The sequence below is a fragment of the Desulfosalsimonas sp. genome (assembly GCF_055149105.1).
On record NZ_JBSRLA010000059.1, the window covers coordinates 1 to 23413 of the forward strand.

At 56.6% G+C, this 23413-nt stretch carries 17 protein-coding genes; 8 read left to right on the forward strand and 9 right to left on the reverse strand.

Going from position 1 to position 23413, the window contains the following annotated elements; genetic code table 11:
* The first annotated feature begins 258 nt into the window (after window positions 1-258).
* The gene (locus tag ACTCIA_RS13165) at window positions 259-1215 is read left to right on the forward strand and encodes a bile acid:sodium symporter (protein WP_463002272.1); all 957 of its coding nucleotides are present in this window, start codon (window positions 259-261) and stop codon (window positions 1213-1215) included.
* Here ACTCIA_RS13165 and ACTCIA_RS13170 read toward each other — a convergent pair.
* Window positions 1203-2759 (reverse strand): glycerol-3-phosphate dehydrogenase/oxidase, encoded by a 1557-nt coding sequence (locus tag ACTCIA_RS13170; RefSeq protein ID WP_463002273.1) that lies wholly within the window; start codon window positions 2757-2759, stop codon window positions 1203-1205. The two genes, ACTCIA_RS13165 and ACTCIA_RS13170, sit on opposite strands and share 13 nt — an antisense overlap.
* 836 nt (window positions 2760-3595) lie before the next feature.
* Here ACTCIA_RS13170 and ACTCIA_RS13175 point away from each other — a divergent pair.
* On the forward strand, window positions 3596-5458 hold the full coding sequence (locus ACTCIA_RS13175; RefSeq protein WP_463002274.1) for an AsmA family protein: 1863 nt from the start codon (window positions 3596-3598) through the stop codon (window positions 5456-5458).
* Here the strand turns inward: ACTCIA_RS13175 and ACTCIA_RS13180 are convergent.
* The 5 genes from ACTCIA_RS13180 to ACTCIA_RS13200 form a co-directional block, all read right to left on the reverse strand.
* The gene (locus ACTCIA_RS13180; protein ID WP_463002275.1) at window positions 5452-6465 is read right to left on the reverse strand and encodes an MDR/zinc-dependent alcohol dehydrogenase-like family protein; all 1014 of its coding nucleotides are present in this window, start codon (window positions 6463-6465) and stop codon (window positions 5452-5454) included. The genes ACTCIA_RS13175 and ACTCIA_RS13180 overlap by 7 nt on opposite strands.
* 12 nt (window positions 6466-6477) lie before the next feature.
* Window positions 6478-7281: an FAD-dependent thymidylate synthase gene (gene thyX / locus ACTCIA_RS13185; RefSeq protein ID WP_463002276.1), complete on the reverse strand. Its 804-nt coding sequence runs from the start codon at window positions 7279-7281 to the stop codon at window positions 6478-6480.
* A gap of 30 nt (window positions 7282-7311) precedes the next feature.
* A complete protein-coding gene (locus ACTCIA_RS13190) occupies window positions 7312-8376 on the reverse strand; it encodes an AI-2E family transporter (RefSeq protein ID WP_463002277.1) in 1065 nt (354 codons plus the stop codon).
* Between the two features lie 10 nt (window positions 8377-8386).
* Window positions 8387-9244: an alpha/beta hydrolase gene (locus ACTCIA_RS13195; RefSeq protein WP_463002278.1), complete on the reverse strand. Its 858-nt coding sequence runs from the start codon at window positions 9242-9244 to the stop codon at window positions 8387-8389.
* Between the two features lie 65 nt (window positions 9245-9309).
* Window positions 9310-9642 carry a DUF4404 family protein gene (locus ACTCIA_RS13200; protein WP_463002279.1) on the reverse strand — a complete coding sequence of 111 codons (333 nt, stop codon included), beginning with the start codon at window positions 9640-9642 and terminating at the stop codon, window positions 9310-9312.
* Between the two features lie 116 nt (window positions 9643-9758).
* Between ACTCIA_RS13200 and ACTCIA_RS13205 the strand changes: the two genes are divergently transcribed.
* A complete protein-coding gene (locus tag ACTCIA_RS13205) occupies window positions 9759-10010 on the forward strand; it encodes a hypothetical protein (RefSeq protein WP_463002280.1) in 252 nt (83 codons plus the stop codon).
* Between the two features lie 74 nt (window positions 10011-10084).
* Here the strand turns inward: ACTCIA_RS13205 and ACTCIA_RS13210 are convergent, their stop codons facing one another.
* The 3 genes from ACTCIA_RS13210 to ACTCIA_RS13220 all read right to left on the reverse strand — a co-directional run bounded on the left by ACTCIA_RS13210 (window position 10085) and on the right by ACTCIA_RS13220 (window position 15639).
* A complete protein-coding gene (locus ACTCIA_RS13210; RefSeq protein WP_463002281.1) occupies window positions 10085-11293 on the reverse strand; it encodes an acetyl-CoA acetyltransferase in 1209 nt (402 codons plus the stop codon).
* 81 nt (window positions 11294-11374) lie between these two features.
* Window positions 11375-13762: an SDR family NAD(P)-dependent oxidoreductase gene (locus ACTCIA_RS13215; protein WP_463002282.1), complete on the reverse strand. Its 2388-nt coding sequence runs from the start codon at window positions 13760-13762 to the stop codon at window positions 11375-11377.
* An 86-nt stretch (window positions 13763-13848) separates the two neighbouring features.
* Window positions 13849-15639 (reverse strand): SDR family NAD(P)-dependent oxidoreductase, encoded by a 1791-nt coding sequence (locus tag ACTCIA_RS13220; RefSeq protein WP_463002283.1) that lies wholly within the window; start codon window positions 15637-15639, stop codon window positions 13849-13851.
* A 361-nt stretch (window positions 15640-16000) separates the two neighbouring features.
* On the opposite strand from ACTCIA_RS13220, the gene ACTCIA_RS13225 reads away from it, so the two are divergent.
* The 5 genes from ACTCIA_RS13225 to ldhH are packed head-to-tail and all read left to right on the forward strand — an operon-like array spanning window position 16001 to window position 23311.
* Window positions 16001-17701 (forward strand): L-lactate permease, encoded by a 1701-nt coding sequence (locus tag ACTCIA_RS13225; RefSeq protein WP_463002284.1) that lies wholly within the window; start codon window positions 16001-16003, stop codon window positions 17699-17701.
* A 55-nt stretch (window positions 17702-17756) separates the two neighbouring features.
* The gene (locus ACTCIA_RS13230; protein WP_463002285.1) at window positions 17757-19142 is read left to right on the forward strand and encodes an FAD-binding oxidoreductase; all 1386 of its coding nucleotides are present in this window, start codon (window positions 17757-17759) and stop codon (window positions 19140-19142) included.
* Between the two features lie 3 nt (window positions 19143-19145).
* The gene (locus ACTCIA_RS13235; protein WP_463002286.1) at window positions 19146-20483 is read left to right on the forward strand and encodes a (Fe-S)-binding protein; all 1338 of its coding nucleotides are present in this window, start codon (window positions 19146-19148) and stop codon (window positions 20481-20483) included.
* A 27-nt stretch (window positions 20484-20510) separates the two neighbouring features.
* Window positions 20511-21146, forward strand: coding sequence for a LutC/YkgG family protein (locus ACTCIA_RS13240; RefSeq protein WP_463002287.1), 636 nt, complete (start codon window positions 20511-20513; stop codon window positions 21144-21146).
* An 11-nt stretch (window positions 21147-21157) separates the two neighbouring features.
* Window positions 21158-23311: an L-lactate dehydrogenase (quinone) large subunit LdhH gene (gene ldhH / locus ACTCIA_RS13245; protein ID WP_463002288.1), complete on the forward strand. Its 2154-nt coding sequence runs from the start codon at window positions 21158-21160 to the stop codon at window positions 23309-23311.
* Window positions 23312-23413 lie beyond the last annotated feature (102 nt).

Below are 23413 nucleotides of genomic sequence, written 5' to 3' on the forward strand. Positions count from 1 at the left end.
GAATTTCACGTACTGATAAGTACGCTGCATTCTTCGAAATCGCGCAAGCCTTGATCTTGAACTTTTTACGGCGCCATCTGAAAATCGACTTTTTACGAGTGCGTCAACAATGACTTGCCGGATTTTTATGATCTGGCATTGAATTACAGAATCTGCTATGTTCCAAAATTTGTTCATCTAACCAGAATAAGGCCCTGCATGCAATAAAAAAAATCCGGCAATTGGGCGGATAATAAGGAGATAAGGAGGCCGGCGGAATTGAAAATCGTCAAAAAATATTGGTTTTTGATCGGGCTGGCCACGGTGTTTGCCGCAACCATGGCCGATCCCACCGGGCTGCTGGCCGATGCCGGCCAGGCGGTCAAGCGCCATCACGGCCCGGATGTGGTGATTTTTCTTGTGTTTTTTTTCTCCGGGATTGTTCTGGATCCCGGACAGATCCGGGCCGGTCTCCGGGATGTGTCCGGCACGGCAATGGCCCTGGCCCTGATTTTCGGGTTTGCCCCGGCCATAGCCGCCCTGGCGTCCCTGGCCCCGCTGCAGACAGGCGTGATCATCGGGCTTTTTCTGGTGGCGGTCATGCCCACCACCCTGAGCAGCGGGGTGGTCATGAGCGGGGCTTCCGGCGGAAATCCAGCCCACGCCCTGTTTATCACCATCCTGGCCAATTTGCTGTGCATGTTTACCATTCCTTTCACGCTGCCGCTTTTGCTCGGCCTCACCGATATTTCCACACAGGTGGATTTTGACCGCACAGGGGTGATGATCAAGATCGGCTTATACGTGCTGGTCCCCCTTTGCATGGGCCTGGCCGTCAAGGCCTGTGCTTTTTCCCGCCTTGCCGCAGCCGCAGGCCGGTTTCAGCTCATCAACCAGTGTCTGATTCTGTGCATTGTCTGGATGGGTGTGGCCCAGGCCCGGCCGGTGCTTTCCGGGGATCTTGGGGGCATGGTTTCCATTGCCGGGGTTGTGGCTGTTTTTCACTGCGTGCTGCTGGGGTGCGCGTATCTGATGGTGCGGGTGTTTTCCGTGCCCCGGGGGCGAATGGAGGCGGTGTTGTTCATGGGCAGCCAGAAAACCCTGCCGTTGTCGATTATCCTGCAGGTGACCCTTTTTGGCCAGTTTGCCCTGGCGTTGATGGTCTGCGTGCTCCACCACCTGGTGTCCCTGCTCATAGACGGGTTTCTGGTGGGCCGGCTGTCTTACAGAAAATAGCCCCTGGCCAGGCTTTGATAGGATTTTATTTCCCGGCGGATCCAGTTTTCATCCTGTCCCAGTTCTCCTGCCATGAGCCGGGCCGCTTCTTCTGCGGCCTCAATGCTGGCCCTGGCATCCAGCAGCAGGGCACGGGTCCGGCGGGCCAGAAAATCCTCCACGGTGCGGGCCATTTCATGTTTCACCGCCCAGACGGCTTCTGCGGCAATGGTTGGAAATGCCGGGTGAATCTGTTTTTTGAGTTCCGGGCGCTGGTAGCAAAGATCCCGGATGCCTGCGGCATCCGCGCCATAGACCGCCAGGTCCCCGAATTTTTCCGTATGGTTGTGATAGCCGTGGATATGCAGATCATGGCTCACGCAAGGCCGCTCGTCCAGGTGGGCCACCATTGCGGCCTGGTCAATGGTTTCTTCGGCCATTTTCCGGAAGGTGGTCCATTTGCCCCCGGTGATGGTCACCAGTCCGGAGCGGGAAATATAAATGGTGTGATCCCGGGAAAGGGCAGCGGTGCTGTCCCCGTCTCCCTGGTTTACAAGCGGGCGCAGGCCGGCAAAGATGCTGAGCACATCGGATGCATCCGGGTCCTTGGTGAGATATTGTGCTGCGTGGGAGAGCAGAAATTCGATTTCATTTTCAAGGGGGCGGGGTTCGTCCAGGATTTTATCCACCATGGTGTCTGTGGTGCCCACGATCACCTTGTCGTGCCAGGGGGTGGCAAACAGCACCCGGCCGTCTGCGGTGTGAGGCACCATGATGGCCTTGTCTCCGGGAAGAAACGAGGCGTCTAATACCAGGTGCACGCCCTGGCTGGGAACAATGATCTGCCTTGCCCCGGGGTCGTCCATGCGCAGGACCTGATCGGTGAACACTCCTGTTGCATTGATAACGCTTTTGGCCCGGATTTCGTATTCTGCCCCGGTTTCCATGTCTTTTGCCCTCACCCCGGCGGTCATCTGTTTTTCCCGGATCAGGCCGGTGACGTTCATGTAGTTGACAAGGGTGGCGGACTGGTCTGCCGCGGTCTGGGCCATGTTGACGGCAAGGCGCGAATCGTCGAACTGGCCGTCGTAATAAATCACACCGCCGCGCAGGCCTTCGGTTTCAACCGTGGGCAGGTATTGGCGGGTGGTCTCCCGGGAAAGAAACCGGGAATGGCCGAAGCCGTGCTTGCCGGCAAGCATATCGTAGAGTTTCAGGCCGATGCCGTAAAACGGGCCTTCCCACCAGTCGTAGCTGGGCACCACAAACGGCAGGTTGTGCACCAGGTGCGGGGCGTTTCTGCGCAGGCGGCCGCGTTCCCTGAGAGCTTCGAGCACCAGGGAAACATTTCCCTGCTGCAGGTAGCGCACCCCCCCGTGGATGAGCTTGGTGCTGCGGCTGGAAGTGCCTTTGGAGAAATCGTCGCGTTCCAGTAAAAGGGTCTGATATCCCCTTGATGCGGCTTCAATGGCGCATCCAAGACCGGTTGCCCCGCCGCCGATAACCACAAAATCCCAGGGTTCCACGGTGTTTTTGATCCGTGAAACCATCTCGTCTCGGTTCATGTGCCCCTCCCGGATAAAGACAAATTGTTGCCGTATATATTCTCATTTTATCTTTCATGGCACGGATTGGCAACCAGAATCCGGGACTCGAAACTTGATGGTTCTCGTAAAAGTATCATCGCTTGATGTTTATCAGGAAGAAAGCCCTGCGGCCGGGGCCGGGTTTTTCGCTCCTGAGCCTTTTTGCGGATTCAGCCAATGCCTTCGCCGAAATTTCAAAAACTCGGGCATTCGCCCTCAAACAGTTTGAAATTTTCCGGCTCCGGCATTGGCTGAATTTTCCCGCAAAAATTCTCAATGTCGCTTCAAAAATCCGGCCCCGTCCTTCAGGCTTTCTTGGGGGCCATATCCAAATGCGATAACGCTGCAAAACACCTGAAAACATCCTCCCGGATCATTCGCGCTGGATTGGTACAAATGTCAAAGGACACTTTGGCAAAAAACAATTGCCGGCCCATATTCCCAGTACCTTGGCCATGGGGCGGGGCGGGGGGGGTTGTTTGACTGCATTGGCGCGGTTTCGGCAAAAGATTGGCCCGGGGCTTTGGCGTCCGGAATTTTAAACTGTCTGAGGGCGATCCGCCCGAGTTTTTAAAATTCCAGCCAAAGTCCCGGGCCAATCGCCGAAAGCACGCCGCAGACAAACAAACCGCACCTGACCCGGCGCATGCGAAAACCGTCACAAGATGATTATTCCGATGCTTTGATTGTCAGGTTCTCTGCAGCGTTTGACAAGGATTAAATTTGATCTGATAATAAGAACCAATCCATATGTTTGAAAAGAATTGCGGGAGACGGTAAAATGCAATGTGCAGATAATCATAAGGGGTGGAAAAATGAAAAAGGCGGGAAAAATTTTGGGTATTGCTGCGGGGATTTTGGTTGTAGTGATCATTGTGCTGGTTGTGGCGGCCAAGTTTCTGATCACCCCGGAGCGGGTACGGGACACGGTGGTTCCCCTTGCCGAGAAAAACCTCAACCGGAGCGTTGCCATTGGCGACATTGATATCCGCCTGTTTTCCGGGGTGGTGATCCGGGATATGCGCATCGGCATGCAGGATACCGGTCAGGACTTTGTGGCCGCAGATGAGATGGTGCTGCGCTACCGGTTTTGGCCATTGCTGAAAAAACAGGTGGTGGTTGATGAAATCCGTCTGGAAAAACCGCAGATCCGCGTTGTCCGGAATAAAGACGGCACGTTTAATTTCAACGATCTGCTTACGGGGCCGCCTTCGTCTGAGCAAAAAGAAGAATCCGCGGCTCCTGCATCCGAGGGCAAACAGGGCAATGGTATCAATCTGCTGGTCAGCCGGCTTCAGGTCAACGACGGCACAGTGTTTTTTACCGACCACGGGGCCGGAACAGATGGGTTTGACTATGAGATCAGCGGGTTTAACGCCTCTGCCAAAGACATTTCCCAGGATCAGTCCTTTCCCTTTGAGATGGCCGCCCGGCCCGGCCAGGCGCCGTTTTCTGTCAAAGGCACGGTCAATGCGGCAAATGCCCAGATCCAGGCGAATGTGAAACTCGATGGTTTCAATCTCGCTGATTTTGCCCCTTATTTGGAAAATCAGGCCCGGGCCGCCATTGAAGGACTCCGGCCGGTTGTCTCGGGCACCATTGATCTCTCATCTCAAAAAATCCATACAGAAGGACTTGAGATCACTCTTGGCGATGATGTGGTTTTCGTGGATCTTACGGTAACGGATTTTCTTTCCAGGCCTCTGAAAATTGAAAATCGTATCCATGCCGACAATCTAAATATCGACAAACTCATGGCCGCGCTTCAGACACCCCTGCCCCGGCAGAAAGAAAAAGAGGGCAGGGCAAAGCCGGGTTCGTCTGAATCTTCAAAACCGGCTCCTGCGGGCAAAGATGCGCCCCTGGGTCCGTTTGACCTGCCGGTTTCTGCAAACGGGCGGGTGGATGTGGACAAGGCGGTTTACAAGGGCCTTGCCATGAAAGACCTGAAGCTTGGCTATAAGCTGGTCAAAAACGTGCTTACCGTGGAAACCCTGGATGCACGGCTGGCCGAAGGTGCAATTTCCGGAAATGCCCGGGTGGATCTGGGTGTTGCCGGGCTTTCCTATGATTCTGATTTTTCCGTGGAAGAGATCAGCGCTGACGCTCTGGTATCCGGACTTTACCCAAAGGCCGCGGGCACACTGCTGGGCCGGACATCGGCTGCGGTCAATATTTCCGGCCAGGGCACGGCCTGGAAGCAGATGCGCGAGGCTTTGAGCGGGCAGGGCGAGATCCGGATTTTTGATGGAAAAATCACAGGCAGGGAGTTTGCCGGTGGCCTGGCATCCGCCCTGGGCGCAGGAGATTCGAAATCCATTGATTTCAAATCATTTGAGGGCGATTTTGAAATTGATGACGGAAAACTCCGGCTGGTTTCCGATTTTGCCGGAAAGGACGTAAAAATGAAGCCCACCGGCACCATCGGCCTAAACGGCGCCCTGGACATGAACCTGAACCTGGCCCTGGCCCCGGGATTTTCCAGCCGCCTGTCTTCAGACAGCCTTGTGGGCCAATTGCTTGCAGATGAGCAGGGATGGACCGGCATGCCCGTGGCTCTGGGCGGATCCTTGGGAAAACCCCGTTTTGTTTTGGACAAGGCGCGCCTGCAAAAGCAGTTGACCGAGGAGGGCACCCGGAAAGTCATTGAAAAGGGGCTGCAGAAACTGTTTCAGTAATCGCCCCGGCCGGTTTTGTGCTCAAAATCCACCAAAATTTTGAGACTGCCTTTTTGCCGGGCATGGGCAAAGGCCTGTTCAAACCGGCGGAAAGGATAGATTTTTTCCACCAGGGCACTGACATCAACCCAGCCGCGCTCCAGGCAGCGCAGGGCCAGGTCAATATCTCCGCATCTTGAGCCCAGGATGCGGATTTCATCGACCACGACCGCGGAAAGATCAATCCGGGAAGGCTTGCGGGACGTGGTTTTCACAACAACCGTGCCTTTGGGCCGCACCAGGCAAAGAGCGGTTTGGATGCCTTCGGCAGCGCCGGTGGCATCCACCACAAGATCAAAAAGCCCCAGCCGGGTTCTGAGCGCTTCAGCAGACTCGTCTGCGGCGGTCTGCAATGTGGCAATGCCGGCAGAGGCGGCAATGGCCAGCTTCCGGGCATGGCGGCCGATGAGCGTTACCCGCCCGGTTGCGTGGCCAAGGGCCATTGCTGAAAGCAGGCCCATTTTGCCGTCGCCCAGAACCGCGATTTTGTCCGTGTTGACAATGTGGACCTGCTGGGTGATTTCCAGGGCTGCAGCCAGGGGCTCGGCAAACACTGCCTGCTCCATGCCCAGCCCCTGGGGAATCACATGCAGGTTTTCTGCGGGCAGGGCGCAGTATTCGGCAAACGCCCCGTTTCTGCCACGGATGCCAATAACCTGCCGGTTTTGGCAGTGGCGGGGATCACCGGCGGCACACCATGGACAGGCGCCGCAGCCGCAGTTGATATCCGCGGCCACCGCCTTGCCTTCCAGCTCCGGGCGCCCCGGGGCCCGGCACACCACCCCGGCCATTTCATGGCCGGCAATTCCGGAAAATTGGGCATAGCCCTCAAAGATTTCCGTGTCCGTGCCGCAGATGCCGGCCATGGAGACTTTCACCAGGGCTTCGCTCTCACTGATTTCCGGCAGGGGAGCTTCCCGGGTGATTACCTGTTGGTTTTCAAACCGGATGGCTTTCATGGTTTTCATTGGCGCATCCGGCTATACCTTGGCGTGATCAAATCCCCAGGCCCCGGTCTCCTCGTCCCGGAACATGTCCTGGAACACGTTGGGAAATTCCTTTTTGCAGATTCGGGCAATCTGGTCGCCCACCAGCCGGATTTCCTCTTCTGCATGCACGGACGTTCGCATGGAAATGATATGGCGCCAGGCCCGGAGATTGCCTGTGACCATGATGGTGGTGCCGATGCCGATGGGCGCAAGGCGCCGGAACATGGAGGTAAGCATTTTTTTGGCGGCAAAATCGTCCATGTCGGCAATACCGAAGATATCGGCCAGTTCCTTCTGGGTGTTTTCCAGAAAATCCACCACCTCCCGGAATTTTTTCTCTGCTTCCGGGTTGGATTTGGCAGAGTCGGGAATCCACACCGGAAGATCATCCAGGCGCACGTATCTGAGGCTTTCCTGGGAATAGGCCATCCCGGCGCGGTGGCGGACCAGTTCATGGGTAAACACCCGGGAGACATTTCTGAAGATAAATGTGGCATTTACGTGTTCCAGCACGGATCCGTGACCGCTTTTGAGCACATTGGCCAGATACCGGTCATTGCCCCGGCGCACCCGACCGACATTGGGGTTGGAGGCCTCGGGCTTGGCCGGGTCCCAGGGCTGCCAGGAGCGGTAGCACATCCGGCCGGCAGCCTCGATCAGGTTTTCCCCGTCTGCGACATTGTCGTCGGTTTGCCAGTCCGGACTGCCGATATCTTTTAGATAGGCGTTTAACCCTTCGGATACCAGTGTGGTTTTGGCCACCAGGTAGACCCTGGGTGTGTCAATTTCCCGCATGATTGCCTCCTGTGTTGCGTGGTAATGAATTTATCCGGTTTTTTCGGATTTTTTGGAAAACCAGGTTTTGATGACCGCATGGACCAGCGTGGCCAGGGGAATGGCCAGAAAAAGGCCCCAGACGCCCCACAGCCCCCCGAACACCAGGATGGCCACGATAATGGCCACCGGGTGGAGGTTGACCACTCCGGACAGCAGCAGCGGTACCAGGATGTTGCCGTCAATGAGCTGGATAATGCCGTATGCGATCACTGTGTAGGTAAATTCCGGGCTGACGCCCCATTGGAAAAAGGCCAGCAGAACCACCGGGATGGTCATCACCGTGGCCCCGATATAGGGGATCAGCACGGACAGGCCGATAAACAAAGACACCAGCATGGCATAATTGAGCTCCAGCAGGGTAAATGTGGCATAGCTCACCGTCCAGACAATAATGATTTCCCAGATTTTGCCCCGGACAAAGTTGGCCACCTGGTCGTTGACCTCCTGCCAAACTTCTGTGGCCAGGTCCATGTTTCTGGGCAGAAATTTTTTAAACCAGGAAATGATTCTGTCCTTGTCCTTAAGGAAAAACAAAACCAGCAGGGGAACGAGCACAAGATAGACCAGAATGGTGATCAGGTTTCGCACCGAGGCCACTGAAAAAACCAGTGCACTCTGGCCCAGTCGTGTGAGCTCGGTTTTTAAAAAATTGATCACCTGCCGGACCTGTTCTTCCGAGACCAGTTCGGGGTATCGTTCCGGGAGCTGCATGAGCTGTTGCTGGCCGTTTGTGATCAGGGCGGGCAGCTCCTGGATCAATTGTGCGATCTGCCTGGAAAGCAGGGGCAGCAGTCCAATGATCAGGGCAAGAAAGCAGATCATAAAAAGGGCAAAAGACAGGGTCACTGCAATGGCCCTGGGAATGCGGCAGGTTTCAAGCCGGGATACGATGCCTTCGATCAGGTAGGCGATGATCAGGCCCACAAACACAGGCTGCAGCATCTGACCCAAAAGAATCACCAGCAGAAATCCGCCCAGCAGCATTCCCCATAGGATCACCACCTGGGGATCGGAAAATTGCCGGTGAACCCAGTCCCGCATGGTTTGGATCATTGAAGGCCTCTCACCGGACATGGCTTTCAAGCCAGGTTTCAAGATCGGCTAAAACCTGCTGCCGCAGGGATGGCTCTTCATTGTAGATTTCATGAAACAGGCCGGGATATACATGAAGGGTTTTGTCCGAAGATTCGATATGTTCGAAAAATTTGCGTGAAGCGTCGGGATTCACCAGGCGGTCATCGCCTGCGGCCTGCAGCAGCAGGGGAACAGAGATCATGGCCGCGTCCTGACGGGTCTGGTCCATGGTTTTTAACATTTCTGTAAACAAACGGGCGCTGACCCGGCCAAGGACCAGGGGATCGCTGATATAGGCCTGGACCACCGAATCATCGTGGCTGATATGTTCGGGCGCCAGCTGGTTGTCAAAGGTGAGCTGCGGCCGGATGCGCGACATAAGCCGGGCTAGGGCGGCTTTTACCGGGGGTATGGATACCGCCGGGGCCAGGGCGGGAGATGATGCGATCACCCCGCTGACAGTGTGGCCAAAACGCTGTGCAAAGCGCAGCACCACAAGGCCGCCCATGCTGTGGCCCAGAATCAGTACGGGCAGGTTTTCATCCATCTGCTGCCGGTATTTTTGGATCACCTGCATCAGGTCGTCTGTGAGGCGATCAAAGTCCTGCACATGACCGCGCGGCCCGCTGCTTTGCCCGTGCCCCCGCTGGTCATAGGCAGTGACCCGGATGTCTCTTTTGTTCAAAAATTCAGCCATTTGTTCATACCGGCCCGAATGTTCGCACAGGCCGTGGACGATGACCATGCATGCACGCGGGGCAGAGCCGGCGGGAAAGTGCCGGATAAACAACGGAGTTCCGTCTTTGGCAATCATCGTTTCGGTTGATTGTGAAGGGGAAGCTGACATGACTGCGTCCTTTTTATGAGGCTTGTTCAAATGGGAACAAATGACAACCTCCGGGCGGCATTGGCTTAAATGCCAAGCTTGGACAGAAAAATACAGATATCGTTTACCGTGTCCACAAGCCTGGGATGGGAGGTGCGAAATTCCCGGACCGATTCGCGCAGCCCCTGGATGGAGGTCTCCAGCAGATTGGGGTCCAGCTCGTCGCGGGTGGCTTCGTGGGCCGAGGCCTTGGTGAATTTTTTGATGCTTTCGGCCCGCTGCAGGTCGGTTTCAGCCAGGTCTGTGATTTCTTCGTTTAGCCGGCTGAGCAGTTCATAGTATTCCTGTTTTTTGTCTTCCGGTATGTTTCCGGAAGCCTTGATTTTTTCCTCAAGTTTTGACAGTGTGTGCTTGAGCATAGGCCATCCTTGTTATCAGGGTTTTTCGCAATTCTAACGTAATCTGAATTTTATGACAAGATTGTTTTTCTTTTCATGTGCGTGGATACATACGCTTCCGGCGGCTGTGGCGGGCAATGACAAATCCCTGTGAAGCCTGCGACCTGGAGGAAAAGGTGTACGTCTGCTGCGGCAGACACCCGGAAACCGGACTCCGGGTGCCTTTGCAGATTGGTGAAAAACGGACGGTTTTGGCCTGCCCGTGTCTGGAGGCTTCGGGCAGGTGCACGGTTTACAGCCTGCGGCCCGGTGCCTGCCGGGCGTTTTTCTGCGAACGGTTTGACAGGTTTGCTTTCATGCCCGGCATTTTTCCGGATCCTGAAGACTGATATCCGCCCTCCGCCCTCTGTCCTCTGTTTTCCGTCATCTGCCCTCTGCCCTCTGTCTTCTGTTTTCTCTGTTCCTATCCTTTGTATTTGCCCACAATGGCGATGCTGCAGATGTTCTGGAACGGAAAACCGCCCAGATTGTGGGTCATGCCCAGCTGCGGGTTTTGGATCTGGCGGTCCCCGGCCCGGCCGTGGAGCTGGAGATACATCTCGTAGAGCATCCGCAGCCCGGATGCGCCGATGGGATGGCCGAAGCATTTCAGCCCCCCGTCGATCTGGCAGGGCACCTGGCCGCCGCGGTCGTAGAATCCGTCCATGATGTCGTAGACCGCCCGGCCGCGCTGGGAAATGTGCAGATCCTCGTAGGTGACCAGCTCTGTGATGGAAAAGCAGTCATGTAGCTCCATCATGCTGATTTCCTCTCTGGGGTTGTCAATGCCGGCCTCCTTGTAGGCCGCAGTGCTGCACTTTGCGGTGGTCATGAAATGATCCCCGTCCCAGTCGTTAAAACCGATTTCCTCTCCGCTGCTCAGGGCCAGCTGCAGGGCTTTGACAGACACAAAATCCTTTTTTCCCATCTTTTGTGCGATTTCCGGGGTGGTGACAATGGCACAGGCCGATCCGTCGCTGACCCCGCAGCAGTCAAACAAGCCCAGGGGATGAGCCACAATCGGGGCGGCCATGACCTGGTCCTCGGAGACTTTCTTTCGCAGATGCGCCTTGGGGTTCATGGCCCCGTTTTCATGGCTTTTGGCCGATACATGGGCCATGGCCCGTTTCAGGTCCGCGTCCGAAATCCGGTACTTGGCGGCATACGCACTGGCAAGTTGCGCAAAAGAGCCAGGGGCGGTCAAATTCGGCCACCACTGCCACATGAGCGAGCCGGTGTTGGAGCCGCCCGCAGGCAGTCCGCCGTATCCGGTGTCCTTGAGTTTTTCCACACCCAGAGCCAGGCAGATGTCATATGCCCCGGATGCCACTGCATAACAGGCCCCCCTGAATGCCTCGGTGCCGGTGGCACAGTAATTTTCCACCCGGGTGACCGGAATCATGGGCAGCCTGAGGGTGGTGGCCAGGGGCATGGCGGTTTTGCCAACGTTGACTTCGTCCATGCACGTGCCAAACCAGGCGGCCTGGATGTCTGCCGGTGCAATGCCGGCATCGGTCAGCCCCTCTTCAAAGGCTTCGAGCATGAGTTCTTCTGCGCCCACGTCCCATCTTTCCCCGAAACGAGTGCACCCCATGCCGATGATTGCCACTTTATCCCTGATGCCTGTTGCCATATTCTGCCTCCTCATTTATCCAATGCTGTTCCGAAAATCCCTTGTGAAAGGTTTTCGGATTGATCAAAGCGTGACCGTTTTTCAGGATGCTGTTTTGGTTTCCTGTGGTGACATCAATGCAAACAGGGCGGCATTGGCGTCATCAATGGGCTCTGCCCCGGTCATGTCCGTGATCTGCTCAAAGTTTTCCGCCACCTCTTCGGGGGTGGGCGGGTTTTCGCGGCTGCCGAGCCTGGCGCCTTTGCCGGTGAGAATCGCGGCGCGGTTGAAATAGCCCATGCCGGCATTGTAGATGCGGCCCGATTCCCGGCACTGATCGCTTGCCAGATAGACCACCATGGGCGTGACAAGCTCGGGCTTCATCCGATCCAGCATTTCCCGGGGCATAATGTCTTCGGTGAGACGGGATGCGGCCAGGGGGGCGATGGTGTTGACGCAAATATCGTATTTGGCCCCTTCCAGTTTCAGGGTGTTCATCATGCCCACCAGGGCCATTTTGGCGGCTGAATAGTTGGCCTGGCCGAAGTTGCCGTATAGTCCGGCCGCCGAAGTGGTCATGATCACCCGGCCGTAGCCCTGGGTGCGCATGATCTGGAATGCCGGGCGGGTCACGTTGAAAGCGCCGTTTAAGTGAACCGCCAAAACAGCGTTCCAGTTTTCGGGTTCCATTTTGGCAAAACTTTTGTCCCGCAGGATTCCGGCGTTGTTGATCACGATATCCACCCGGCCGTAATGTTTAAGGGCGCAGTCAATGATGTTTTGTCCGCCTTCGGCGGTGGCCACGTTATCATAATTGGCAATCGCCCGGCCCCCGGCCGCAGTGATTTCATCCACCACCTGCCGGGCCGGGTCGGCCGACCCTTCTCCGGAGCCGTCTCTGGCCCCGCCCAGGTCATTGACAACCACACTGGCGCCCCGGGATGCCAGCTCCAGGGCATAGGCCCTTCCCAGGCCGCCGCCGGCACCGGTAATCACCGCCACCTGGCCGTCAAAGCGGATTTTTGCCATTTCTTCAGCCGCCCCGGCAACAGGCCTGGCCTTCCAGAAATAGTTGACAAAACCGCGCTCCTTGTCCCGGGTGCGTTTGCGAAACACCATCTGCACGGGCAGTCCCACCTTGACTTCAGAGAGCTTGCAGTCGGTGAAATCGGCCATGAACCGGCCGCCGTTGTCAAACTGGATCATGCCGTAGATATGGGGCGGGTCATGGGATACCGCCAGCATGTCGCCGGTAAATGTCTTGACCCGTGCGGGCTGGTCGGCAAAGGCGTAATCGTTCTGGGTGTGGCGGGCTGTGCATCCGGGATTGACGCAGACTTCTGTTTTGGGAAACTGGGGGGTTTCGCATTGGCTGCATTTGCCGCCCACAAGGCCGAGGATCATTTTGCGCTTGCGCCACAGGGTGGTCATGGCCGTCTGGGTGGGGGCTTCTGCCCGGATGCCCATCTCCGGTTCCAGAAGATCCCGGAACACCAGCCATTTGGGGTAGTTGTCAACAGATTCCCGGTTGTCCAAAACGCTTTGCACCCTGGGTGTTTGTTTGAACCGGGCGATTTCTTCTGTGACCGTAAAGCACAGGGCATCGCTTCCCTGACCGAATCCGGCCACCACGATGTTTTCACCGGGCTCTGCGGCATCCAGGGCCGCGGCCAGCATCAAAAGGGCGTGGGCAGAACCGGTATCCCCGCAGACCTCATGCATGTTGTCCATGACCTTTTCCGGGTCCGCGCCCAGTTTTCGGGCGATTTTTTTGTGCTCGGCCTTGAAATAGCAGGGATAGACCAGCCGGTCGATTTTATCAATGCTCAGATCCAGCTTTTTTAAAAGCCCGTTGACCGCCTGGGGAATGATTTTTGAATAGCCCTCGTCTCTTACCCAGCGCTCCTCCCAGGTATAATCAAACCGGTTCTGCGCTCCCCGGTAATGGTCCACAAAATCGCAGGACACTGAATAGCTTCCCCGGTATCGGGCAATCACGTCTTTGCTGCCCACCACAAAGGAGGCTGCACCGTCTCCGTACCACATCTCGTAAAAGCCCCCGGGTTTGGTCTGGCGGCAGTCTGCGGCCGTGACCAGCAGGGTTTTGTCCGCTTTTCCCGCGGCCGCTTCCAGGGCGGTGGCCAGGGCAGTGGTGCCGGCCTTCTGGGCGGCGGTGAAATCCGCGGACGTGATATCCTCGCCAAGATTTAAGGCCGTGGATACAATGCCGGCGTTTTGCCGGTCTGCAAAGGGAAACGATGTGGATGCCAGGTAAATTCCGTCAACAGCGTCCTTGTCCGCATTTTCCAGGGCGTTTCTGGAGGCTTCCACGGACATGGTCAATGCGTCTTCGTCCCAGTTGCACATGGAACGCTCGCCCTGGGCCACCATGGCAATGGCCGGGGCAAACCAGCCCATGGCCTGGTAGATGGCCGGGCGCGACAGCCGAAGCCTGGGGATGTATGCGCCGTATGAAGTGATGCCGATCATGTTTTCACTCCTTTTATTTTTATAAAGGTTCAAAGCGGTTCAAACAATTTATAGGGCAAAGAGCTTTTCAATGAGCTGGGATTTCATCACGTCTCCGCGGATTGACCATTATCGCCGGCCAGCCGGGAAAAGGCGTTGATCACGTCTGCCACCTGCGCGTTTAATTCACTGTATTCTTTGCCGCCTTCCAGGGACTGGATCTGATCGAGTTTGTCCTTCACCTGTTCGGCCGTTGGTATCGATTCCGGATCACCGGCCACGGCCCCGGGGCCGGTAATCAGCGCGGCGCGGTTAAAGCTGCCCATGCCGGCGTTGTAAATATGGCCGGAAACCGGACATCGCTTTGAGCAGAGAAACATCACCAGGGGCGAGACAAATTCGGGCCGGAGCTTGTCGAGAAATTCGGCGGGCATTACGTCCTCGGTGAGCCGGGAGGCGGCCAGGGGGGCCACGGTATTGACGCAAATGTTGTGTTTGCGGCCTTCGAGCTTGAGGGTGTTCATCAATCCCACCAGGCCCGTTTTGGCGGCCGAATAGTTGGCCTGGCCGAAATTGCCGTAAAGCCCGGCAGCCGAAGTGGTCATGATGATCCGGCCGTAGCCCTTTTCGCGCATGACGGCAAATGCCGGCCGGGTGACGTTATAAGCGCCGTTTAAGTGAACGTCGAGCACGGCCTGCCAGGTGTCGGGGGCCATTTTCACAAAGCTTTTGTCCCGCAGAATCCCGGCGTTGTTGATCAGGATGTCCACGGTGCCGTAGTTTTCCATGGCGGTCTGCACGATGTTTTGCCCGCCTTCTGCCGTGGCCACGTTGTCGTAGCTGGCAACCGCCTGCCCGCCTTCGGCAGTGATTTCATCCACCACCTTTTGTGCCGGGGTTGAAGATCCCTGGCCTGTGCCGTCTCTGGCGCCGCCCAGGTCGTTGACCACCACCTTTGCCCCCCTGCGGGCCAGGTCCAGGGCGTAAGTTTTGCCCAGGCCCCCGCCTGCGCCGGTGACAATGGCCACCTGGCCGTCAAAACGGATTTCATCCCTGGGCACTTCACCGTATTCAAATATGCCGTTTGTAATTACTGTATCACCGGTTTTTTCGTTGACCACCTCCCAGGCGGCCCGTCCGGGTTCAAGTTTCCAGATTCGGGTCTTGATGGGATCTCCCGGATAAAGGGCCTTTGAAAACCGGCAGTCCAATCTGTGCATGCGCTCGGGCTCGCCCGGGATGAGTTTGGCAATCAGGGCCCGGCATGCAAAACCGTGGGTGCACAGCCCGTGCATGATGGGCTTTTCAAACCCGGCCATTTTGGCAAATTCGGGATCCACGTGAAGCTGGAACACGTCTCCGGAAAGCCGGTACAAAAGGGGCTGATCCGGGGACGGATGATCCTTTGCCTCAAAGTCGGGGGCCCGGTCCGGGATGGGCGTTTGTACTTTTGGGGCGGGTTTTCCGCCAAATCCGCCGTCAAGACGGGAAAAGATCCGGATAATGCTTGTAAACAGGCGCTTTCCGCTGGAGTGACGGGTGATGCTTTTGCCTTCGATGATCGCGCCCTTGTCTTTTCCCATGTCATAGATATCGGTGATTTCACCCTCGGTGATCAGCTTGCCTTCGGCAGGGATGGGATTGTGAAAGATCAGCTGCTGTTCGCCGTGCAGGATCCCGGCAAGGTTGACTTCCGCCTTGATGCCGAAATGCATCAGAAAGTCAAACACCGCAGCCACCCCGAAACTGGGAATTACCTTGAGATCCTTTTCATAGACGTAGTTGAGATCCTGGAAACCGGCCCCTACGCCCAGGGCGTACAGGGCCGCATCTTTCCAGGTATACGGCGTGGTCACAGGGCCGATTTTTTTTCCGACAGCATCCAGGTTCAGGGCCATGGGCCTTCCTCCTTGATTTGATGGATTGGCAATGTCTTGGAATCCCTAATAGATATGTGTGCTTGGAATAATTATTATTTTAAATAAGTTCGAAATGTTAAAGGATTAGATCGGTTTATTCCAGCAAATGATGGGGAGGATCATAAAATGTTTTTTCACCGCATGTCAAAGGATTTTTCAAAAGCCTGCATCCTCAAGGGCACATTGAAAAATTCTGCTTTCAGCCAATGATATTGCCGGCCCCGGTGCCGGGGGCGGACAAATTTTTGATCTTTGCTGAATCGGGTTTATTATGATAAGGTAAACAACGTTTTGCTATCGATTGGTTGATTTTTTTACCCCAATGGAAAGGATATGGATTATGCCTGTCGGACTGCTTGCAGCATTTGCTTTTCTGCCCATCCTGGTTGCACTTGTGCTCATGGTCGGTCTGCGCTGGCCGGCCACCCGGGCCATGCCGCTGGCCTGGCTGGTGGCTGCCGCGGCCGGTGTGTTTGTGTGGAAAATGGACGTTGTGGTCGTGGCCGCCTCCACTCTTCAGGGCTTTGCCTCTGCAATCACTGTTTTGTTAATCGTTTTCGGCGCTTTGATGATTTTATACACCCTGTCTGAAAGCGGGGGCATGGAGACCATTAACCATGGTTTCCACGGTATTTCCAAGGACCGCCGGGTCCAGGTGATCATCATTGCCTTTATATTCGAGGCGTTTCTCGAAGGCGCGGCCGGGTTCGGCACCCCTGCGGCCATTGCCGGCCCGCTTTTGATGAGCCTGGGCTTTCCCGCACTGGCCGCGGTTCTGGTGGCCCTGATTTTAAACTCCGTGCCGGTTACCTTCGGGGCCGTGGGCACGCCTGTGTGGTTTGGCCTCAAAAATCTGTCCTATAAGGTGGAGGGTGCCATCGCCCAGGCCGGCCCGGCAGGCATCGGGTTTTCGGACATGGACGGCTTCTACATGCTCATCGGCAAGTGGGCTTCGGTGTTTCATTCGGTCATGGCCTTTATCCTCCCCATTTTCGTGGTTTGTTTTATGACCCGGCTGTTTGGCCAAAACCGGTCCTGGAAAGAAGGCCTTGCAGTGTGGAAATTCTCCCTGTTTGCATCAGCGGCCTTTGTGATCCCCTATCTGGGCTCGGCTTTTCTCATCGGCGAGGAATTTCCGGCCCTGATCGGCGGGCTTGTGGGCCTGCCCATTGTTTTGTATGCCGCCAAAAACAAATGGTTTCTGCCTGAAGAATCCTGGGATTTCGGCCCCCAGTCCGAGTGGGAGGCGGAATGGACCGGAGAGATTGCCACGGCAACAGATATCTCGTTTAAACCGCAGATGAGCCAGTTGCGCGCCTGGATGCCCTATGTGCTCATCGGCCTGATTCTGGTGCTCACAAGGGTTCAGTTTCTGCCCCTGGTGGACTGGGTCAAGGCCTGGAGCATCGGTGTCTCCGAGATCCTGGGCCAGTCCGGTATCGGCTATGCCCTCCAGCCCCTGTATAACCCGGGTATTGTACCGTTTATTCTGGTGGCCGTGCTGACGGTTTTTCTCCATGGCATGCCTGCGGAAAAAGTCAAAAAGGCCTGGAGCCAGGCGTTTAAGCGCATGAAAAACCCCACCATCGCCCTGCTTTTTGCCGTGGCCCTGGTGCAGATTTTCAAGAATTCCAGCATGAATCCCATGGAATATGCCTCCATGCCCCTGTCCATGGCAGAGGCCGTGGCCGCGGTCACCGGCGGGTCCTGGCCTTTGTTTGCATCGTTTATCGGCGCGCTGGGCTCGTTTATCACCGGCAGCAACACGGTATCCGACCTGCTGTTTGCCGAATTCCAGTATGATATTGCAACAGCCCTTGAACTGCCCCGGCAGATTATCGTGGCCCTGCAGGCAGTGGGCGGCGCCATGGGCAACATGGTCTGCATTCACAATATTGTTGCCGCATCGGCCACAGTGGGCCTGGTGGGCATGGAAGGCGTGATTATAAAGCGAAACGTTCTTCCCCTGCTTCTCTACGGGGTCGTGGTGGGCATAATGGGAATGGTTTTTGCCTACCTGATGTTTCCGGGGGTGTTTTAGAAAATCCGGATGTATATACCGGGTGCATACAAAAGATCGCAGAAAGGCGTAAATAATGACGGATAAACAAGTGGTCCGCCGCTTTGAACAAATCGTGGGGGCCGGAAATGTCATGGCTGCAGAAGCTGACCGGCAGGCCTATGCCTATGATGCGGCCGTGCTTGATTCGGTGGTGCCGGCCCTGGTGGTCCGGCCCGAAACCATGGAGCAGCTCGGGCAGGTGGTGGCCCTGTGCAATGAAAACGGACTGCCCCTGACCGTGCGCGGCTCGGGCACCAACTTGAGCGGCGGCACCATACCCAGCAGCACCCGGTCCGTGGTGGTGGTCACAAACGGCCTGGCCCGGATTTTGGAAATTAACACAGAAGACCTTTATGCAGTGGTGGAACCCGGAGTGATCACTGCCAAATTTGCAGCCGCTGTTGCGGAAAAGGGGCTTTTTTATCCTCCGGATCCCGGCAGTCAGGCCGTGTCCACCCTGGGCGGCAATGTGGCGGAAAACGCAGGCGGCCTGCGGGGATTAAAATACGGGGTGACCAAGGATTACGTCATGGGCGTCGAGTTTTTTGATGTTAACGGCGAACTGGTCAAATCCGGCTCCAGGACGGTGAAGTGCGCCACGGGTTTTAACCTTTCGGATCTCATGGTGGGATCAGAGGGGCTTTTGGGGGTATTTGCCCGCATTGTCCTAAAGCTCATTCCCCCACCCAAGGCCTCCCAGGCCATGACCGCAGTCTTTGATTCCGTGGAAAAGGCATCCGAGACCGTATCCGCCATTATTGCAGACCGGATTGTGCCCTGCACCCTGGAATTTCTCGACAACTTCACCATCCGGACCGTGGAGGACTTCCGGCATGCGGGCCTGCCGGTGGATGCCGAAGCCCTTTTGCTCATCGAGGTGGACGGCCATCCGGCCGAGGTGGCCGAGGATTCGGAAAAAATCCAGGAAATCTGCCGGAAAAAAGGCGCTGTCAGCGTCCAGGCGGCGGCAAACGCAGAGGAAAAGGATCTGATCTGGCAGGCCAGGCGTGATGCGCTGCCCGCACTTGCGCGCCTGAAGCCCACAACCGTGCTCGAGGACGCAACCGTGCCCCGCAGCCGCATTCCGGACATGGTCAAAAAGATCAAGGAGATCAGCCAAACCTATAACCTGGATATCGGCACCTTCGGCCATGCCGGTGACGGCAACCTGCACCCCACCATTTTGACAGACAAAAGAAACCACGAGGAATATGCCCGGGTGGAAAAAGCCATTGACGATATCTTCGAGGCTGCCCTGGCCATGGGCGGCACCCTTTCAGGGGAGCACGGCATTGGTCTGGCCAAGCGCAAATACATGGAAAAGGAGACCAGCCGGGGCACGATCCTGTATTCCCGGATGCTCAAACAGACCTTTGACCCCAAAAACATCCTGAATCCGGGCAAGATGATCGGAGAATAGTCCATGGCAGATATTGCTGAATTGGTTCGGCTCCTAAAGGAGCTTGAAGACGATCTTGTTTCCTGCACCCGCTGCGGCATGTGCCAGGCCGTATGCCCCTTATACGGTGAGACCGGCCGGGAAACCGACGTGGCAAGGGGAAAACTGGTTCTTGTGGAAAATTTGAGCCAGGAAATCCTGGATGACCCGGAAGCGGTCAAAGAGCGCCTGGACCGGTGCCTTTTGTGCGGCTCGTGTGCGGCGGCATGCCCGGGCGGGGTGCCTGTGCTGGACGTGTTTTTAAAGGCCCGGGCCATTATCACCGGCTATTTGGGCCTGTCACCCATCAAAAAAGCCATTTTCCGGGGGTTTTTGTCCAATCCGGATCGGTTCGACAGCCTGATGCAATGGATGGGCCGCCTGCAGGGGCCCTTTACCCGGAGTGTGAACAAAACCCTGGGTTCCTCCTGCGCCCGTTTCATGTCCCCGGTTATCGGTGACCGGCATTTCATGCCCATTGCCGCCGAGGCCTGGCACAAAAAGGCCCACAAGGACTTTTCAGCGCCCAGGCAAAGCGGCCAAACCCGGGTGGTTTTCTACCCCGGCTGCCTGGTGGACAAGATCCTGCCGCGTGTTGCAGAAGCGGCCATGGAGGTGTTTGCCTTCCATGGTGTGGATGTGTATGTGGCTGCCCAGGCGCCCTGCTGCGGAATTCCGGCCTTGTCTGCCGGGGATGTGCAGACGTTTTCCCATCTGGTGGAAAAAAACATCCGGATCTGGCAGGACCTGGATTTTGACTACCTTGTCACACCCTGCGCCACATGCACTTCCACCATCGCCAAACTCTGGCCGGCCATGGACGCCTATATCACCGGCGATTCCGGCAAAATCCGGGAGCAAATTTCCGGAATTGTTGAAAAAACCCGGGATATCAACGCCTTTTTAGTGGATGTAATGGGCGTGCAGGCAAAGCAACCGGCCGGCTCTGAAACCGTGACCTACCATGACCCCTGTCATTTGAAAAAGTCTTTGGGGATTGCCAAACAGCCCAGAACAATTCTTGGGGCATCCGGCTCGCTGCAGCTTTCGGAGATGTCTGATGCAGACCGGTGCTGCGGCATGGGCGGCAGTTTTAACCTGGCGCATTATGAATTGTCCAAGAAAATCGGTGCCAAAAAGCGCGATGCCATCCTGGCCACGGGCGCGGATACCGTGGCCACGGGATGTCCGGCCTGCATGCTGCAGATCATTGACCTTTTGTCCCATGCGCAAAGCAAAATCCGGGTGTGTCACCCCATTGAGGTATATGCCCAAAGCCTCAGGCAATCCGCCGGCCCGGGCCGGACCGAGAATCAAAAATGACCCTGATTCACCAAAGGACAAACCCTAATGAACAGATCTGAACGCACAGCACAGTTTACGCAAAAGGCCCGGGCGGTTTCGGCCACCGTGAAAACCGTGGCCACAATGGACGATGCCCTGGCCTATACCGTTGATGTGTGTGCCCAAAAACAGGCCTGCGCCATTCTGGCTTCGGGCTGTGAACACGCGCTTTCTGATCCGGCCGAGGAATTGTGCGGTTTAAAGCAGTGGGAAAAACTCATTGCAGCCCCGAATCTTGAAGACAGAGATACGGAATCTTTAACATCATTGTGCCGGCAGGCGGGTATCGGCCTGATTGAAGGGGGGCTTGCCGCCTATGCCGGCGGCATTGACGTGGGGCTGACCCTTGCCGATTTTGCCATTTCCGAGACCGGAACCCTGGTGATCAACTGCCCGGATGAGGACCTGCGCCTGGCCACCATGATCAGCGAGGTGCATGTGGCCGTGCTCAATGCCGGCGATATTTACGCGGATTCCTATGATGTTGCAGACAAACTTGCCGGTTTTTTTGCCAAATCCGATTACACCGCATTTATCACCGGTGCGAGCCGCACGGCTGATATCGAGCGGGTCCTGACCCTTGGCGTGCATGGCCCCCTGGACCTTCACGTTTTGATCATTGACGGGCAATCCTCTTTGTAAGGGAGATTTTCATGCAGACAGCAGACAACCTGGGGCAATACCGCAAGCAGCTGGCAGAGGCCCTGGAAAATACATTTCAGCGAAAGGCCCTGGACAATTTTGCCGTGGCCTACCGCGACGGCCGGGATGCCAATTTTGCCGGCATTGACCGCGACGGACTGATCGAAAACATCGGCACGGCAAAGGATGCGGCCATGTCCCGGCTCGATGAACTCTATCGGGAGTTTTGCCAAAAGGCCGAGGCAGCCGGGGCAAAGGTGCATTTTGCCGGCTCTGACGTGGAGGCCAATGAGATCATCTCGCAGATTGCAGCAGAGAACAACTGCTCCCGGATTGTTAAATCCAAGTCCATGACCGCCGAGGAAACCCTGCTGAACCATTTTCTGGAAAACCGGGGCTACGAGGTCATTGAAACCGACCTGGGCGAGTGGATCATTCAGCTGCGCGGCGAGGGGCCCTCTCACATGGTCATGCCCGCCATCCACCTTTCCAGAAACGAGGTCTCCCGCCTGTTTTCGGAAGTGACCGGCAAGCAGCAGGACACAGACATTGAAAAACTGGTCAAGGTGGCCCGCAGAGAGCTTCGCCAGCGGTTTGTCAGCGCCGATATGGGGATTTCGGGCGCCAATTTTGCCATTTCCGAAACCGGCACCCTGGGCATTGTGTCAAACGAGGGAAACGTCCGCCTGGTGACCACCATGCCAAGGGTGCACGTGGCCCTGGTGGGCATTGACAAGCTGATTCCAACGGTTTTTGAAGCGCTTCAGGTGTTAAAGGGCCTGCCCAGAAACGCCACCGGCCAGGCCATTACCTCATATGGCACATGGATTACCGGTGCCAACCCGTCTGCAGCCTCGGGCTCGGGCACCAAAATCATGCACATCGTGTTTCTGGATAATGGCCGAAGTGCGCTGGCAAAGGACCCGGTTTTTTCCCAGGCCCTTCGTTGCGTGCGATGCGGGGCGTGCGCCAATGTCTGTCCCATCTACCGCCTGGTGGGCGGCCATGCATACGGACACATCTATATCGGCGCCATCGGGTTGATCCTGACCTATTTTTTCCACGGCCGGGACAAGGACAAGAACCTGATTGAAAACTGCTTAAACTGCCAGGCCTGCAAACAGGTGTGCGTTGCCGGCATTGATCTGCCCCGCCTGATCCGGGAAGTGCATACCATGGTGGAGCACGGGGGCAAAAAGCCGGTGCTCAGTTCCCTGGCCGGGTTTGTGCTCAAAAGACGGCCCCTGTTTCACGCGCTGCTGCGAAGCGGCAGATACGCCCAGAAGCCGGTTACCGGAAACAGCCCTTACATGCGGCATCTGCCCGGGGTTTTTTTCAGGGATCACGAATTTAAGGCCCTGCCGGCCCTGGCCAAAAAACCCTTCCGGGACCAGTGGGATCCGGTCCCTTTTTCACCGGCCAGGCCGGAATACCGCGTGGCCCTGTTTTCCGGGTGCCTGCAGGACTTTGTTTACCCTGAGCAGCTTCTGTCAGGCCTGAAGCTGCTGGCAGGCGGCCGAATCGAGGTGGTTTTTGTCCCCCAGCAGGGCTGCTGCGGTCTGCCCCTGTACATGCTGGGCGAACACGAGGCAGCCGCGGATTTGGCCGCCTGGAACATCGGTAACATGGATCCCGGGGACTACGACTATATCCTGACTTTTTGTGCCTCGTGCGGATCCCACATGAAGGAGAATTACCCGCATCTTTTGGCCAAACACCCCGGCACCGGGGTCAGAGCCCGGCGGTTTGCGGAAAAAGTCATTGATTTCAGCTCCTTTGTCATGCGCATGGGCCTGGGGGAAGCAAAAGAATACCCGGCGGAGAAAACCAGGGCCGCCTATCACGCCCCCTGCCACCTGTGCCGGGGCATGGGCGTGCGCCAACCGCCCCGCGGGCTTCTGGAAAGGGCAGGATATGAATATGTGGCCCACGGCGAGGAGGAAACCTGCTGCGGGCTGGGCGGTACGTATTCCTTCAAGTTTCCTGAGATTTCAGCCACGATTCTGGACAAAAAAATGGCTGCTGTCGCCGAAACCGGGGCCGACATTCTGGTCACCGATTGTCCGGGATGCGTAATGCAGCTGCGGGGCGGGGCGCAAAAGCAGAACCGGCCCTTTGCGGTGCTGCACATGGCCGAGGCCATCGCCGGCGGCAAAGTCAAATAACGCTTGATGGCGCCGTAAAAAGTCCAATATCTGCGTTACGCGCAATTTCTCAGAATTTCACGTACGGCTAAGTACGCTGCATTCTTCGAAATTGCGCAAGCC